Here is a 15711-nt window from a genome sequence, read left to right on the forward strand (position 1 = left end):
GATATTCAGGAATAACAATGCATAAATAAAGGTTATTCCTGAATATCCGGTCTTTTTATGTAAGGCGGAGAATTATGCATTGCAGGAGCCTTACGTGCTAGAGCCTGTTTGAAAAATCATTCCCGCAATCTGCACGCCCCACTTTGCGGTATATTTTGCCCGAATTCAGTTGCCGTAGCCCGCTACGGCGCCTTCATCCGGACAAAATCTCCCACAAATTGTGACGCACATCTTGCAGAAAGCCTTTTTCAAACACGCTCTAGGTCAGCTTACCACATGGATTTATAATACCTATCCCTGTATTTTTTTGGAGTCAGACCAGTGAAATTCTCGAATACCTGAATAAAGTGACTCTGGGAAGAGAAGGATAGGTAATTGGCGATGTCAACTACTGCTTTGTCCGAGTAGCGAAGAAGATGTGTGGCTTTTTCTATTTTTTTCTCCCTTATGTAGTCACTGATGGAAATTCCAAGATTTTGTTTGAATACCCTGGATAGATAATTCTGGGAAAGACCGGTGTGGCAGGCAAGGTCTTCTATGGTGATACGGTCCTTTATATGAGCATAGATGTAATCAATGCACTGCATAACTGGCTTGGAAAGTACGGATGATTTTTTTTGCAGGATCATTTTTCCGGTAAAATCCTTTGCCATAGTGTGGTGAAGGTCTGCAATCTGTCGCAGGGAAGTGCAGGAATCCATTTTTAAAATGTAAAAGTCACTAAGCCGGTAGGCCTGCTCTGCCTCCATTCCTCCGTCAATGCAATATCTGGTAAGCATCGCAGCTGTAACCACAAAGTGGTATTTCAGATTCGTGACAGGGTTTCTGGAAAGGACTCCGGTTCCCTCCAGATTCGTAAAAGAATCTGCATTACAGTTCTGTATGACAGTTTCCATATCTCCGGTTTTTACTGCCGTATAAAAGGAATATTCAACAGAAGGCGGCCTGTGCTTGGATTCAGTTTCGTTTTCTTCAAATTCTGTGTTGTACCAGTCTTTTGATATTGCCATGTAATCCCCTCCAAAACAAAAATGTGTCATTTTTTATATTATGACATGAATCTGATATTTTGTTAAGAGAAATAATATAATGTCAAAAATAAAAATGGTATATTTATTGCACCAAAGAGATACAGCATTAAGAAAATGCTCAAAAAAGGAGGATCTTTTATATGAAGAAGAGAGCAGTATCTATGTTACTTACAGCTGTTATGGCAGTTACCGGTATGGCTGCAACAGCAACCGTAGCACATGCAGAAGGAGAAGAGGGAAAGGTTATTAACATCTATTCCTGGAACGATGAGTTCCGTACACGTCTGGAGGCTATTTATCCAGAAGTTGAGTCCACTTCCAGCGATGGAACTGTTACAACCTTAAAAGACGGAACTGAGATCCATTGGATCATCAACCCAAACCAGGATGGTGTTTACCAGCAGAAGCTTGATGAGGCGCTTCTGAATCAGGCTGATGCATCTGATGATGATAAAGTAGATATTTTCTTAACTGAGACCGATTATGTTTTCAAATATACAGACAAAGATGCAGATGTAGCAATGCCGCTTACAGATCTTGGAATTGACCCGGATACAGATCTTGCAGATCAGTACGATTTCACAAGAACAACTGCTTCTGACTCTGACGGAGTACAGAGAGGTTCTACATGGCAGTGCTGCCCAGGAACCCTGGTATACCGTCGTGATATTGCAAAAGAAGTTTTTGGAACAGATGATCCGGCAGAAGTAGGCGAGAAAGTAAAAGACTGGGATACAATGAAAGAGACTGCTGCTCAACTGAAGGAGAAAGGTTACTACACATTTGCTTCTTATGCAGATACCTTCCGTTTATATGGAAACAGCATCACACAGTCCTGGGTACAGCCTGGTGAGACAACCATTACAGTTGACCAGAAGATTATGGATTGGGTAAATGATTCAAAAGAGTGGCTGGATGCAGGTTTCCTTAACCCGACTGTAAAAGGACAGTGGAACGATGACTGGAACAAAGCTATGGGCTCTCAGTCAAAAGTATTTGCATTTCTGTTCCCGGCATGGGGAATCGACTTTACATTAAGTCCAAACTGGGATGGCGATGCAGGTTCATGGGCAGTTACAAATCCTCCACAGGAATACAATTGGGGCGGTTCTTACATTCATGCAGCAACAGGTACTGATAATCCAGAGCATGCAAAAGACATTATCCTTGCTATGACTGCAGACAAAGACAACCTGTTAAAGATTTCTAAGGATTATTCAGATTTCACAAATACAAAGAGTGGTATGGCAGAGGCTGCTACAGATGATGCAAACTTCTCTTCTGAGTTCCTTGGCGGACAGAATCCATTTACATATTTCGCACCTGTTGCAGAGAACATTAAGATTGCTCCGCTTTCTGCCTATGACCAGGGATGCGTAGAACTGATCCAGAATTCCTTCAGTGATTATTTCCAGGGAAATGTTGACTTTGATAAAGCAAAAGCAAACTTCGAGACTGCTATTAAAGAGCGTTATCCTGAGATCTCTGAGGTTAAATGGCCGGAATAATGTAGATAGTTCTGAGGATTTTGTTTGCAAAAACATCTTGCAGAATACTATTAAAAAAATAATGTCCATGTGACATTTGAAAATTGGTATAAGGAACGTGGAGAGGATCCTGTAGCATAGGATTCTCTCCTGTTCTGTAAGATGTGTGTAAAGGAGAACTGTTATGAAGAAAAACAAGAAAAGCATTAATTATGGAAAATGGGGCTACCTGTTTATCCTTCCTTTTTTTATAATCTATTTGATTTTTTCTTTGATTCCATTGGTTGATACGGTCCGTTACAGCTTTTTTGAATATTTCCGTTCTGGAATTAAAGAAATCGGACCCAATTTTATTGGAATGGCAAATTACATCAGTCTGCTGAAATCCGATATGTTTAAATATGGAGCAAACACATTGATTCTGTGGCTGATCGGATTTGTGCCGCAGATTGTGGTTGCGTTAGTTCTGGCAGCCTGGTTTACAGATGCCCGTTTGAAAATAAGAGGAAAACAGTTTTTTAAAGTGGTAATATATCTGCCGAACCTGATTATGGCATCTGCATTTGCACTTTTATTTTTTACTATGTTTTCTACAAACGGACCAATAAATTCTATTCTGATGTCTCTTGGATGGATTAAAGACCCTATTGATTTTATGGGATCTGTAGTTGGAACAAGATCATTAATTGGCTTTATGAACTTCCTTATGTGGTTTGGAAATACAACGATTATGCTGATGGCGGCTGTTATGGGTATCAGTATGGATATTTTTGAGGCTTCTGACCTGGATGGCTGCAATAGTATTCAACGTTTCTATTATATTACATTGCCGCTGATCAGACCGATTCTTGCATATACATTGATCACATCTATAATTGGTGGTCTTCAGATGTTTGATGTACCACAGATCCTGACAAATGGACAGGGTAATCCAGATAGAACGTCTATGACGCTGATCATGTTCCTGAACAGTCATCTGAAGAGTAAGAACTATGGTATGGCTGGTGCATTATCTGTTTACCTGTTTATTATCAGTGGTATTTTATGCTTCATCGTATATCGCATGACCAATGATAATGATCCGGATGGTTCCAAAAAGGCTGCAAAAAAACGTGCTAAGGAAGAAAGGAGAAGATTAAGAAGATGAAGAAGAAAGCAGGAAGCCAATTCAGAACAGTTTTCGCACATATCGTACTGATTCTTCTGTCTTTTATGTGCCTGTTCTTCTTTTACGTATTGATAATTAATGCAACCAGATCTCATGGGGATCTGCAGAAAGGTTTCTCAGCACTTCCAGGAAAATATTTCCTTGAGAATCTGAAAAACGTGGCAAACGACGGAAGCTTTCCAATGTTTCGGGGAATTTTGAACAGTGTGATCGTATCTTCCTGTAGTGCCGCACTTTGTACATATTTTTCATCCCTTACGGCATATGGTCTTTATGCTTATGAGTTTAAGGCAAGAAAGGTTGCTTTTACATTTATCATGGCAATTCTTGTAATGCCAACGCAGGTTACTGCAATGGGATTCCTTCGTCTGGTTACGAAGATGGGATTATATGATTCCCTTCTGCCGCTGATCATTCCCTCCATTGCATCTCCAGCTGTATTTTATTTTATGTACAGTTATCTGCAGTCGTCTCTGCCGCTTTCTCTTGTGGAGGCTGCCAGAATCGATGGTTCCGGAGAATTCCATACCTTTAATCGCATTGTGATTCCAATTATGAAGCCTGCAATTGCAGTTCAGGCGATTTTTACATTTGTTGGTTCCTGGAACAACTACTTTGTACCGGCCCTGATCATCCAGTCCAAGAGTAAAATGACGGTGCCGATTCTGATCGCTACTCTTCGTGGTGCTGATTATATGAATTTTGATATGGGTAAAATTTACATGATGATCACAGTTGCGATCGTGCCGATCATTGTTGTGTACCTGCTTCTTTCCAAGTATATTATTGCAGGTGTTACCCTTGGTGGTGTCAAAGAGTAATGGCGTTTACACAGTTTAAGCACAGTGGGACTTTGAATCCGGAAATATCTGTCTGCGAGAAAAAGCATAGCTCTTTTGCAGAAAAAGCGGCAGAGGAAGGCATTGTTCTATTGAAAAATGAAAATATTCTTCCCATTTCATTATCTGCATCGGTTGCCCTTCTGGGCATCGGTGCGGATAAAACTGTAAAAGGGGGGATTGGTTCCGGAGATGTAAATAACAGGCAGAATATTACCATTTACGAAGGAATGGAAGAATCCGGAATTCGGATCACCAGCAGGGACTGGCTGGATGATTATGAACATCGCTATCAGAAAGCGAGACTTATATGGAAAGAGAAAATTCTTGAAGAAGCAAAGCATGTAAATAATCCTTTTGATGCCTATGCATCCAATCCATTTATCATGCCGGAGGGGCGTCCTGTTTCTGAAATGGATATCCAGGAAGCTGAAATTGTTGTTTATGTAATCAGCCGTATTTCTGGTGAAGGAAAAGATCGTCGTCTTGAAAAAGGTGACTATTATCTTAGTGAACGAGAAGAGAAAGATATTCTTTTTCTAAACAGCAGAAGTGTGCCTATTGTTCTGCTTATAAATGCCGGTGGTCCTGTGGAGCTTACAGATATTCTGGAAAAAGCGCAGTGGATAAAAGGTATCCTCAATATTTCCCAGCTTGGACAGGAGGGGGGACGTGCGGTTGCAAGGATCCTTCTTGGAGAAGCTGTTCCAAGCGGAAAGCTTACAACAACCTGGGCAAAAAAATATGCGGATGTGCCATTTGCAGAGAATTTTAGTTATCTGAATGGAAATCTGGAATTGGAAGAATATAAAGAAGGAATTTATGTGGGCTATCGGTATTTCGATAGTTTTGGTGTAAAGCCACTTTTTCCTTTTGGCTTCGGTCTTTCTTATACAGATTTTAAGATTCAGTTTTGCAGTATTGAAATTGACAAGGATAAGATTGCAGTAAATGTATCTGTAGAGAATATTGGAAATACTTTTGCAGGAAGAGAAGTTGTACAGGTGTATGTATCACTTCCCCGGGGCAGGATAGAGAAAGAATACCATCGCCTGGTTGGATATGCAAAGACAAATGTATTAAAGCCGGGAGAAAAACAGGAGTTAAAGATCCTGTTTGATGGAAAAACTATTGCAAGCTTTTTTGAGGATGCAAATGCCTGGATCGTGGAAACAGGAAAGTATGGTCTCTGGATTGGAAATAATTCAGCCAATCTGAAGCTGGAGGCTTTTATAAATGTGAACCAGGATGTAGTTCTGGAGCAGACGCAGAAACTGGAAGCATTGGTTGAATTATCTGAAAAACTGGAAGCTTCAAAGAATGTAAAGGCTGCAGAAAAGCAGCTGGAGAAAAGTAGAAATGCTGATTTTCCCACCATACAGTTTGAAGCATTGCAGAGAAAACAAAAGGCTGGAAATGTTGACCGAGAGTCTCTGGTCATGGGAAACTCGCTGGAAATTCTGGCAGAAGAGCTGCCTGTAGAAGAATTGATCCCACTTTTATACGGAAATACTGGTGGTATTAGCAGCAATCTTGGAGCAGCAGGGATTAAAGTGCCTGGTTCAGCTGGCGAAACTTCAGAAGCTCTTTATGAAAAATATGGAGTTCCGGTATTGATCATGGCAGACGGACCAGCTGGTATCAGACTGCAAAGAAGTTATGAGGTAAATCGCGAGAATGATTCTGTTTATGGAATCGGTGTTCTTGGTTCTTTGGAAAATGGATTTCTGGTAACAGAAAAGCCTCACCAAAATGCAGATACGTATTATCAGTACTGTACTGCTTTTCCGGTTGGTACAGCTTTGGCGCAGTCCTGGAATCGGCAGCTGTTGAAAGAGTTTGGAGAAATGATAGCTGAGGAAATGGAGAAATTTGGCGTCAATCTCTGGTTGGCACCGGGAATGAATATTCACAGAAATCCCCTGTGCGGACGAAACTTTGAATACTATTCAGAGGACCCGCTGCTTGCAGGAAGTCTGGCCGCAGCAGTTACCAAAGGGGTTCAGAGTAAAGCAGGATGCGGGGTAACGATTAAGCATTTTGCATGCAATAATCAGGAAGATAATCGTATGGGAGTAGATGTTCATCTTTCTGAAAGGGCCCTTCGTGAGATTTATTGTCGTGGATTTGAGATTGCCATAAAGGAGAGTAAACCTGCGGCAATTATGTCCTCCTATAATCTGGTAAATGGGGTACATGCCGCAAACAGCAAGGATCTGTGTACCAGAATTGTGCGTGATGAGTGGGGATTTGAGGGCGTGATCATGTCGGACTGGAATACTACGGAACCCGAGGACGGAAGTATTCCATGGAAGTGCACAGCTGCCGGAAATGATATTATCATGCCAGGAAGTGAGAATGATCATAAAAGTATTCTGGATGGTTACAGAAGTGGGAAGCTTTCAGAAGAAGAAATTCGTATCTGTGCCAGAAGGGTATTGAAACTAATTGATAAACTGCGAAGCAGTTATTTGGTTATGAGCAAGTAGTGAAGCGGATTGCGAATATTCGCTTGACTAAAAGGACTGAGCAAGGTATGCGTATGTGTACTTTGCTCTTATTTTTTTTCATTTTTATAGAAATTATAAAGAGAGATGTGGTAGTATGGAAAATACCAGCGATACAAAAAGAAAATCTGGAATGGAGCTTGAGGTGAAAGATGGTGCTTTGCTGTGGCAGAGTATAGAAATAGACGAAAGCAAGAGGAGCGTATAAAAGCAGTGGAAAATGGAAGGAGAGTCTAAATGGATGAGCGAAGCAAACGGGCGCAGATGGAGCGGAAGAGGAGAATTCGTAGAAAGAAACAGAGACGTCGGGTTTTGATTAGTGCGCTGGTGGAAGTTTTGATTCTGGCAGTGTTGGCTTTGGCGTTTTGTTGGGATAGAGGACTTAGTGCTAAAGTGTCGGGAGTGCTCGGGATTTTCGACAGACCGCCTGCGACGGAACTGGATGTGTCGGGAGTGAACAGCTCAAATGTGCTTTTAATGGATGTAAAAAGCGGAAAGGTCATTGGAAATCTAAATGGGGAAGAGCGGATTTATCCGGCATCCATGACGAAGATCATGACTGCAATTGTGGCGCTGGAAGCATTTTCAGATCTGGATCATGAGATTACTTTAAGTGAGAATATTTTTTATGCTCTGGATGGACAGGATGCCACACAGGCAGGCTTTCAGCCAGGGGAGAGCGTGAGAGTGCGTGATCTGGTCTACGGCGTAATGCTGCCTTCCGGAGCAGAATGTTGTCTGGCTTTGGCAGATGAAGCATCCGGCTCAGAAGAAGCATTTGTGGAAAAGATGAATAAGAAGGCCAAGTCCATTGGGATGAAGGATACCCATTTTATGGATTGTACGGGATTACATGATCCAGAGCATTATAGTACAGCATATGATATTGCGCTGCTGCTTAAGTATGCGTTACATAATGATACTTTCCGTGAAGTGGCAGAAAGCCATTTCCATTCTACGCCAGCTACCAATGTACATCCGGATGGAATTACCTATTACAGTACCATGTTTAAAAATATGTCGGATACATCGGTAACCGGCGGGGAAATTCTAGGTGGCAAAACCGGGTATACCTCTGAGGCAGGGCATTGTCTGGCAAGCTTTGCACAGATATATGGCAGGGAGTACATTCTGGTAACTGCAGGCGCCGCGGCGGACGCTACGGGAGTACCACATATTCTGGACGCGAAAACAATATATAACCGGCTGGGCGAAGCGGTGGCACAGAAATAAGAAATGACAAATCCAGTGAGGAAGTGAATGCTCTTTTTCTATGCTGTGTTTCGAGTCAGGCTGGTGTTATTTCGCCATTTGCAGGATTGCCACAATATCTTCTTTCGTCAACGGCTGGAAGAAGCCAATGTGTCCGTTTCTGCCGAAAACGCATTTCTCAGCCATTTCCTCGATTTGGGCATCGGTTGGATAAATGCCAAGTTCAGTGAGGGTGGTTGGCATGTCTATAGAGTGGCACCAAGTCTCCCAGGCAGTGATGGATGCGAGAACAGTATCCGTAATATCAGAATCGCTGGTCTGGGAAGCATCAATTCCGAAAACCTTCTCACCAAACTGTGCAAATCTTCCCGGATTTGTCTTATACACATATCTCGCCCAGCTTCCCCAGACAGATGCAAGTCCGGCTCCGTGAGCTACATCAAACATACCGCCGAGTTCATGCTCAATCTTATGTGTGGCGAAATCAGATACCCTTCCGGCACCGGTCAGACCGTTATGGGAAAGGCTTCCGGCCCACATGAGAGTAGCCCGGGCTTCATAGTTTTCAGGATCTTTTACAGCAACCTGGGCGGCATCACGAACGGAAATCATCAGTCCCTCTGCAATCCGGTCAGTAAGGCTGGTATCTGTGTCTGTAGGGGTAAAATAACGCTCCATAGTGTGCATCATAATATCAGCTGCGCCGCTGGCTGTCTGATACGCCGGAAGGCTGTAAGTCAGCTCAGGATTCATAATAGCAAATCTGGGGCGTGAGCAGTCGTGCCCATAGGAACGTTTCATCATACCGTCTTCAATGGTGAGAACCATGGAGGAAGACATCTCAGAGCCTGCCGCGGCAATTGTAAGAACAACGCCAATGGGCAGGTTTTTATCTGTTTTTACACGTCCATAAAGCAGGTCTTCCATCTCAAAATCATTGGCAATTCCGTAACCGATTCCCTTAGCCGTATCAATTACGCTGCCCCCGCCAATGGGCAGAAGGAAGTCAACACCTTCCGCACGTCCAATGCTGATCCCCTCTTTTACCAGGGAAAGACGTGGGTTTGGTACAACACCGTTCAAATCTACGTAGGAAAGATCTGCATCACTTAAACTCTTATGAACCCTGTCCAAAAGCCCGGAAGTCTCAATGTGTCCGCCCTTTTTTCCATAAACGATCATAACCTTATGTCCACCAAAGGCTACAACCTGTTTTCCAACCTCACTCTCACGCCCAGCTCCAAACAGAATCTTAGTAGGAGTGAAAAAATCAAAATTTATCATAAGAAAATTCCTCCGTAAAAATATGCAACAGCAGTTTTTTTATTCTGAGCCCATTATATAGCAGGATTTGAAAAATATCCATTACTTTTGCGAATTCGGTCATCTATGTTAAAGTCAAAATTATGATATTTGTATATTCTTATAAATGGCTTGACAATACTACTACTATATTAATAAACTAAATGTATAAAAAATATACCGCAAGGAGGCGAAAAAGAATGTCAAAAGAAGACCTTGGAAAATTGATCGATAATAAGAAATTTTCTAAAACGATGTATTGTTACGGAGATGACAAGCTTGGAAATTTTATTAAAGAAATATATTTTGATGGTATGAGAGAGGGATATAATTTAGCAAAATTTAGATTGGAGCTGCTTGATGGGATGCCATTTGATGCAGCTGATGAATATTGGGATAATAATATGGAAAAAATCAGAAGCATTTTGAATCTATGTAAACGGTATGATGAGATTGACAAACAAAAAAATGATTGACACCATATGCGACACCACATATAATGTGAATAGGAGATATAATAAATGTCAAAATGGGATAAACTGATAACACGTATATGCAATTTATCGAAAGACCTCCGATTTGACGAATTGCGGAAGGTATTGGAAAGTTATGGATATGAAATGAATGCACCGAGAAGTGGAAGCAGTCATTATACGTTTAGAAAACAAGGGTGCACGCCAATTACAATACCGAAGCATGAACCAATCAAGAAAGTGTATGTAGAGATGGTAAGACTGATTGTGGAAGGCGAGGTGAAAAATGATGAAGACGTTGAATGATTATATGGCAATGTCCTATCGTATGGAAATTGTGGAAGATAAAGATGAAGGCGGATTTGTAGTTTCTTATCCAGATTTACCTGGCTGCATTACTTGCGGAGAAACTTTAGAACGTGCAGTGGCAAATGCGGTGGATGCGAAAAAAGCCTGGCTTGAGGCTGCATTAGAAGATGGGATAGAAATTCATGAGCCAGACAGCTTGGAAGATTATTCGGGACAATTTAAGTTGAGAATACCCCGAAGCCTGCATAGATCATTGGCAGAACATTCTAAGAGAGAAGGAATCAGCATGAATCAATATTGTGTATATCTTCTTTCCAGAAATGATGCAGTATTCTTTAAGTAAAATTGTCGTAACGATTCAGAGATAGAGAACTCAAACAAATATATGTAACTGAAATAGAATAGTGAAAAAGGCATCCTCAAACGAATTTGTGTAAGGGTGCCTTTTGCTATTTTAGCTACACGATTCTCGTTTCAGCAGCCTCTTATAGCTGCAATCCATCCCAATAGCCCCCAACGGCGCGGTGATCAGAATGCCCAGAACTGCTACGGAGAGCACGATCTGTCCGCAGGAGAGGCCCATGGCCATTGGGACGGAGCCGATGGCGGCCTGGACGGTTGCTTTGGGCAGGTAGGCGATGGAGCAGAACAGTTTTTCTTTTGCGGTCAGGTTGGTTCCGGCTACGCAGAGGGTGACGCCAAGGGTGCGGATTAGCAGGGCGGCGAAGATCATAGCCAGGGCTGCAGGACCTGCTTTCAAGGTATAGCGGATATCTACGGATGCACCCACAAGTACGAAAAGCAGGACTTCAGCAGCCAGCCACAGCTTTCCGAATTTCTGGGAAAGACGGGCGGAGACGGAAGAGGTACACTTTAGCTTTAAAACGCAAGCCATGCTTACCACAGCCAGAAGCCCGGAAATAGAAACCACCGGTTTCAGCCATGTCTCAATAGACATCAGCAGGAAAGACACGCCCATTACCACGATCACCTTCATACTGTTCCGCACCATATGGCTGTGGGCGTAGGCTGTCTCGAAAAACAGGGAAAGAAGATAACCAGTCACACTTCCAAGTACAATACCCAGGACAATGGAAACCGGAATGTTGATAAAATCCTTCACATGTGCACTGCCGCCCTGTGCCATAGTAGAAAATGTGGAAAACAGCACGATCACATAAATATCATCACAGGAAGCACCTGCCAGGATCATCTGGGGAATGCTTTTGGCTGTGCCGTATTTTTCCTCCATCAACTGTACCATTCTTGGGACAACCACAGCCGGGGAAACGGCGCCCATTACGGCACCCATAACAGCAGCTTCCAGTCTGGTGATCCCCAGAAAGTAAGGGGCCAGCAAAAAGTATGCCAGAATTTCAAAAGTCGCCGGGATGCAGGCCATCATAATCGCAGGTCGTCCCACTTTTTTCAGGTCAGCCAGATTCAGGGAAAGTCCGGCTTTTAATAAAATAATGATCAGAGCAATCTGCCGCAGCTCCGAGGAAATGGAAAGAATGGATGGATCCAACACATCCAGTACATAAGGTCCCAAGAGAATACCGGTGAGCAGCATTCCGATAATACGGGGCAGCTTCAGTGCTTGGCAGATTGCTGCCAGGGAAAGGCCTACAAGAAAAATAAAGGCTAAAGATGTTAACATTGTTATAAATTCCTCCTTTTTACGCAGAAAAGCTGATGCTTTCTGCGGCAATTGTTATCGCAGAAGTCATCAGCTTAATAAGCGGTTCGGGATGATCCCGGGGAGACATTCATTCCCCTTTGTTTTATTTTCGTGTGTATAATAGCATATTACATAAGTTATAGCAAGAATAATTTTTCAAATTTCAAAATTAAAGGTTGATTCAATTACCGTTTACAGGTGTTATTCTATAAATCACGTTGTTAAGAACAGTAATTATTTGAAAGTGAAGCATGATGCAGCATCAAAACAACGTCTCTTCATTCTCATCAAACAGCTTATCATTAATCTCAAACAATTTAAGCCCATGAAGCAGCCCATAATAAATAATGGCATCTCTTTTCAATTTGGGATAAAGCTGCGCCATTCCACACAGCTTCAGCAATTCCTGGGTTTCATCCACTGTCGCCTCCAGCCCGTAACACAGACACAGCAGGCGGTTCCTGGAAGGGTTCCTGCGGCCGGCAAAAATCTGGTGGAGATAAATCTCGCTCATGCCGGCCTGTTTGGCAAGCGCTGCCTTTGAGATAGTTTTCTTCTCGAACAGACGGTTCAATAATTCTGCCACAGTCTTATTTTCAAATTGCTCCTGGTTCTGGGACAGAAACTGACTCAGATCCGGGGAATCCATAAGCTCCTGCTGTAAACCATCTGTATTTTTCTTTTCCATATTCGCGCCTTTACAATAATTTGTCAATAAGTTAAAATAGTTTTAACAATACAATCAAATGAAACTATACTATAAAAAATTCTGAAAAACAATATGCAGTCAGCATAGTGTTAACTACTGACAAGGAGAAAAATGGACATTTATGATAGTCTTTTAAGTGCAGTTCATGACGAATATGACAGGGTCTGCCTGATCAAAAAAAGCGAGCGCAGTGAAGTATACAGGAAACTGCTCGCTGTTTCATGTCCCAATCTGCCCCAGATCATGGAGGTAGGGGAAAAGGAGGGGAAAACAGTTCTGCTGGAAGAATATGTGCAAGGGGATACCCTTGGAGAGATTTTGCAGGGCGGACTTTTAACAGCGGCACAGGCCAAGCAGATCACCTGTCAGCTGTGCATGGCCTTGTGGGTGCTTCACTCCATGGGAGTGGTACATAGAGACGTAAAGCCAGATAGCAAGAGCGGCTGCACGAGCAGAGAAAACAATTTCGTTATATGAAGACGCAGTAAAGCTTTGCAAAGCAGAAACGTTATCGAAAAATCGGTGGTATATGCGCGGGCATAGTTGTTGTTCTGGCTGTTGGTATAACTTGGTATAACCAATATACAACGGAAAAAAACTATACAACCGCAGTTGCGTTGATGAAACAAGGCGAATATGAGCAGGCGATTGATAAATTTAAACTCGTATCTGATTATAAAGATGCCAGTAGCCTTATAAAAGACACTGAGACTCTCATAAAGGAACGTACGGACAAAGAGAATTTGAATGCTGCAAAATCAGCAGAAGAAAATGGTGATGTGGATGAAGCTGAAGCGTATTATGAACAGTTGGACAGTGAAATTGTTAATGCTTCAAAGTATGAGTATATTTCATCACATAAAGATTCAGCCGATGCAATTACAGAAAAGTATATAAATGATTTATATGATGAATATTATGAAAGAGAAAACATAATAGAGCTTATGAATGAGATATACCCTGTAACAGTCAACATGGCATTAAACCGGTCAGAGGATGATGATTTTACCAATCTTGAAAGTACGGTAATCAAGGAATATGATGAGATGGTATTTTTTCATATGACAGTAGAAGGCGGGCTTGCGGGACATGAATATTCATTAAAACTGATCCCAAACAAGTTGTAAAGTTCCTAACATTTCTTTTTCTGTCATAGTGAGTTCTCCCCTTTAAAAATTGAATTGTATCGGCGTAGGAGAAACTTGTTTCTCCACGCCGCTAATATTTATAGTATCTGTTTTATTTATATTTATTTCTATATCCTTTCCCGCTTCGTTATTTACGGTTTGCGGCGTTCCATAAGCGTCAGCCGTAAAGTCTAAGCCGTCAATCGTTTCTATTGGCTCTGTATGCGTGACGCGTTGTGGTGTTTCATAGAAATCATAGATAGTACTTTCCTTGCGCTGCACAAGATACCCTTTATCTACCAGTTTTACAAATTGGTCGCGATAAGTAGACGCAGGCATTCCTATTGCCTGCCTTATGGCAGCAGGTGAGAGCGCAAACTCATAATTATTAGCATTAGACGCAAGATATAAATAAAGCATGAGCGCGTGTGCGCCTAAGTCGCGCGCCGCAGCTTGCCAGTTTGCGTTTTGTATTCCTAAGAAATCATTTAAAAGCATGTTTCTATGAATGAATACGGTACGCTGATTAGGTACTGTATAGGGCATATATAAACCTCTTTTCTATTGGAATGGCAGGGCGGCAGAACCGCCCGCCAGTGTATTCTTATTTACGTTCTAAACTGTTTATTTTGTCGTTTAGTCCATCTATTTTGTTAAATATCTCTTGCGTGTCAACTGCTGTATTTAAACGTGATAAAACTTCTTCGGTTACTTCGTGGACAATTTGTTCATGTTCTAATTGTTTATAAAGTTGCTGATTCATCATTTCCTTTTGGAATGTATATGATAAATTTACATCTCCTGCTTTTCTCAGAAATTCAGCAAATTGATAAGTAAATCCATTGTCACCAAACATACGGTATCCCCCTTTCTTTTAGATTTAAGAAATATCTTTTTCTTATGAATATATTATAACAAAATTTTTTATTTGAATAAAATAAAGGGCGTTTTAACTTGGCAGGAGAATATAATAAACCTGCTGCCACCCCCGCCCCTATTTCGGGAAAAATATTATTTTTACGCGTGGCGCGGCTTATGCGTGGACAACTTCGACACGAAATCACTTTTTCATTTACCGTTATCGTCAAAATAAGGCTTATTATAGCTTAATTGTCTGAAATAGAGTGGAATACGCTAATTTAAGGCTTATTTTATTAAAATAATGATATGTTTGAACAAAATAAGACAAATTAAAGTGAGTTAAGCTAAATTAGGATAATTTCAACGCAGAAAAAATAATAATCAAATAGACTATTGACAGAATATATATATATATATATATATAATTAAAAGTACAAAATTTGTGAAAATTAAACAAAATCTTACATCTTTTAATTCTAAGGAGGAAATCAAAATGCGCGTGACTATTGACCTTGACAGAGATATTATCATCATTCCAGACAATTTTTTTAAAAAAATTGGAGAAGAAAATGAAAAACTTGAAAAATATGGTGCAACAGCAGTAGACCCACTCGTGCGTATCTGGCATTCTTTCTTTACTGCTATGGACGATACAAACAATCGTCTTTTGACACAGACTAATGCAAAGACTTCTACTCGCAAAAAGAAAACAGTTAATGTTGAAGAAACCAAAAAACGAATTGACAAAGAAAAAGAGATAATTGCTGAAAAGAAAGCAGAAGCAGAAAAAGCTGCTGCCGATAAGAAATAATGGGTGCGCCGCGTGTAACGCCGCAGGAAATCGTTCAAATGTATCAGTTATATGCACAGCTTGGCAATTATGCCGCCGTAGGGCGTGCTATGGGGCGTAGCGCAAGTACGGTATCAAAATATATACAAATGAAAGGCGTGCCGTTGAATGTAAGACTTGCGGTTAATAATTTAATGCAAACTACATAAAAGAAA

The 15711-nt window shown here is 41.4% G+C and carries 18 protein-coding genes, 2 pseudogenes and 1 riboswitch; of the genes and pseudogenes, 13 read left to right on the forward strand and 7 right to left on the reverse strand.

What is annotated here, in order from left to right; genetic code table 11:
* Positions 1–90: 90 nt before the first annotated feature.
* Positions 91–219: pseudogene (locus LIQ05_RS20365) on the reverse strand (DUF6783 domain-containing protein).
* On the opposite strand from LIQ05_RS20365, the pseudogene LIQ05_RS20370 reads away from it, so the two are divergent.
* Positions 169–288, forward strand: a pseudogene (locus LIQ05_RS20370) (DUF6783 domain-containing protein); the annotation flags it as partial. The pseudogenes LIQ05_RS20365 and LIQ05_RS20370 sit on opposite strands and share 51 nt — an antisense overlap.
* On the opposite strand, the gene LIQ05_RS14250 reads toward LIQ05_RS20370, so the two are convergent.
* Complete coding sequence (locus LIQ05_RS14250; RefSeq protein WP_226821650.1) at positions 270–1010, reverse strand: helix-turn-helix domain-containing protein; 741 nt, start codon at positions 1008–1010, stop codon at positions 270–272. The pseudogene LIQ05_RS20370 and the gene LIQ05_RS14250 overlap by 19 nt on opposite strands.
* Positions 1011–1171: 161 nt before the next feature.
* Here LIQ05_RS14250 and LIQ05_RS14255 point away from each other — a divergent pair, with 161 nt between their 5' ends.
* The 5 genes from LIQ05_RS14255 (at position 1172) to LIQ05_RS14275 (ending at position 8265) form a co-directional block, all read left to right on the forward strand.
* Positions 1172–2539 carry an ABC transporter substrate-binding protein gene (locus LIQ05_RS14255; RefSeq protein ID WP_173718534.1) on the forward strand — a complete coding sequence of 456 codons (1368 nt, stop codon included), beginning with the start codon at positions 1172–1174 and terminating at the stop codon, positions 2537–2539.
* Between the two features lie 163 nt (positions 2540–2702).
* Positions 2703–3665 carry a carbohydrate ABC transporter permease gene (locus LIQ05_RS14260; protein WP_148463497.1) on the forward strand — a complete coding sequence of 321 codons (963 nt, stop codon included), beginning with the start codon at positions 2703–2705 and terminating at the stop codon, positions 3663–3665.
* The gene (locus LIQ05_RS14265) at positions 3662–4507 is read left to right on the forward strand and encodes a carbohydrate ABC transporter permease (RefSeq protein WP_148463496.1); all 846 of its coding nucleotides are present in this window, start codon (positions 3662–3664) and stop codon (positions 4505–4507) included. The genes LIQ05_RS14260 and LIQ05_RS14265 overlap by 4 nt, the downstream gene beginning before the upstream one ends.
* On the forward strand, positions 4507–7014 hold the full coding sequence (locus LIQ05_RS14270; RefSeq protein ID WP_173718533.1) for a glycoside hydrolase family 3 protein: 2508 nt from the start codon (positions 4507–4509) through the stop codon (positions 7012–7014). Before LIQ05_RS14265 ends, LIQ05_RS14270 begins: the two co-directional genes overlap by 1 nt.
* 255 nt (positions 7015–7269) lie before the next feature.
* Complete coding sequence (locus LIQ05_RS14275; RefSeq protein WP_226821653.1) at positions 7270–8265, forward strand: D-alanyl-D-alanine carboxypeptidase family protein; 996 nt, start codon at positions 7270–7272, stop codon at positions 8263–8265.
* Between the two features lie 66 nt (positions 8266–8331).
* Here the strand turns inward: LIQ05_RS14275 and LIQ05_RS14280 are convergent, their stop codons facing one another.
* Positions 8332–9528: an iron-containing alcohol dehydrogenase gene (locus tag LIQ05_RS14280; RefSeq protein WP_226821656.1), complete on the reverse strand. Its 1197-nt coding sequence runs from the start codon at positions 9526–9528 to the stop codon at positions 8332–8334.
* Positions 9529–9746: 218 nt separating this feature from the next.
* Here LIQ05_RS14280 and LIQ05_RS14285 point away from each other — a divergent pair, with 218 nt between their 5' ends.
* The 3 genes from LIQ05_RS14285 to LIQ05_RS14295 are packed head-to-tail and all read left to right on the forward strand — an operon-like array spanning position 9747 to position 10671.
* Positions 9747–10022, forward strand: a complete 276-nt coding sequence (locus LIQ05_RS14285; RefSeq protein WP_195698948.1) for a hypothetical protein — start codon at positions 9747–9749, stop codon at positions 10020–10022.
* A 45-nt stretch (positions 10023–10067) separates the two neighbouring features.
* Positions 10068–10325 carry a type II toxin-antitoxin system HicA family toxin gene (locus LIQ05_RS14290; protein WP_195698949.1) on the forward strand — a complete coding sequence of 86 codons (258 nt, stop codon included), beginning with the start codon at positions 10068–10070 and terminating at the stop codon, positions 10323–10325.
* Complete coding sequence (locus LIQ05_RS14295; RefSeq protein ID WP_226821729.1) at positions 10309–10671, forward strand: type II toxin-antitoxin system HicB family antitoxin; 363 nt, start codon at positions 10309–10311, stop codon at positions 10669–10671. The genes LIQ05_RS14290 and LIQ05_RS14295 overlap by 17 nt, the downstream gene beginning before the upstream one ends.
* Before the next feature lie 111 nt (positions 10672–10782).
* Here LIQ05_RS14295 and LIQ05_RS14300 read toward each other — a convergent pair whose 3' ends face one another.
* Together LIQ05_RS14300 and LIQ05_RS14305 are read right to left on the reverse strand one after the other, a co-directional pair.
* On the reverse strand, positions 10783–11988 hold the full coding sequence (locus LIQ05_RS14300; protein ID WP_226821659.1) for a cation:proton antiporter: 1206 nt from the start codon (positions 11986–11988) through the stop codon (positions 10783–10785).
* 53 nt (positions 11989–12041) lie between these two features.
* Positions 12042–12114, reverse strand: a riboswitch (Fluoride riboswitch).
* Between the two features lie 157 nt (positions 12115–12271).
* Entirely contained in the window at positions 12272–12697 is a 426-nt protein-coding gene (locus tag LIQ05_RS14305) for a helix-turn-helix domain-containing protein (RefSeq protein WP_226821662.1), read from the reverse strand.
* Between the two features lie 132 nt (positions 12698–12829).
* Between LIQ05_RS14305 and LIQ05_RS14310 the strand changes: the two genes are divergently transcribed.
* On the forward strand, positions 12830–13195 hold the full coding sequence (locus tag LIQ05_RS14310; protein WP_226821665.1) for a protein kinase domain-containing protein: 366 nt from the start codon (positions 12830–12832) through the stop codon (positions 13193–13195).
* 143 nt (positions 13196–13338) lie between these two features.
* Positions 13339–13845: a hypothetical protein gene (locus tag LIQ05_RS14315; protein WP_226821668.1), complete on the forward strand. Its 507-nt coding sequence runs from the start codon at positions 13339–13341 to the stop codon at positions 13843–13845.
* Between the two features lie 42 nt (positions 13846–13887).
* Here the strand turns inward: LIQ05_RS14315 and LIQ05_RS14320 are convergent, their stop codons facing one another.
* Both LIQ05_RS14320 and LIQ05_RS14325 read right to left on the reverse strand, forming a co-directional pair.
* Complete coding sequence (locus tag LIQ05_RS14320; protein WP_118050037.1) at positions 13888–14391, reverse strand: hypothetical protein; 504 nt, start codon at positions 14389–14391, stop codon at positions 13888–13890.
* Between the two features lie 58 nt (positions 14392–14449).
* Complete coding sequence (locus LIQ05_RS14325; RefSeq protein WP_226821671.1) at positions 14450–14701, reverse strand: hypothetical protein; 252 nt, start codon at positions 14699–14701, stop codon at positions 14450–14452.
* A gap of 498 nt (positions 14702–15199) precedes the next feature.
* On the opposite strand from LIQ05_RS14325, the gene LIQ05_RS14330 reads away from it, so the two are divergent.
* Positions 15200–15517, forward strand: coding sequence for a hypothetical protein (locus LIQ05_RS14330; protein WP_118050040.1), 318 nt, complete (start codon positions 15200–15202; stop codon positions 15515–15517).
* 38 nt (positions 15518–15555) lie between these two features.
* On the forward strand, positions 15556–15705 hold the full coding sequence (locus tag LIQ05_RS14335; protein WP_147417389.1) for a helix-turn-helix domain-containing protein: 150 nt from the start codon (positions 15556–15558) through the stop codon (positions 15703–15705).
* The last annotated feature ends 6 nt before the right edge of the window (positions 15706–15711 follow it).

Origin of the sequence: Blautia glucerasea (assembly GCF_020537505.1) — a bacterium.
GTDB lineage: Bacteria > Bacillota > Clostridia > Lachnospirales > Lachnospiraceae > Blautia_A.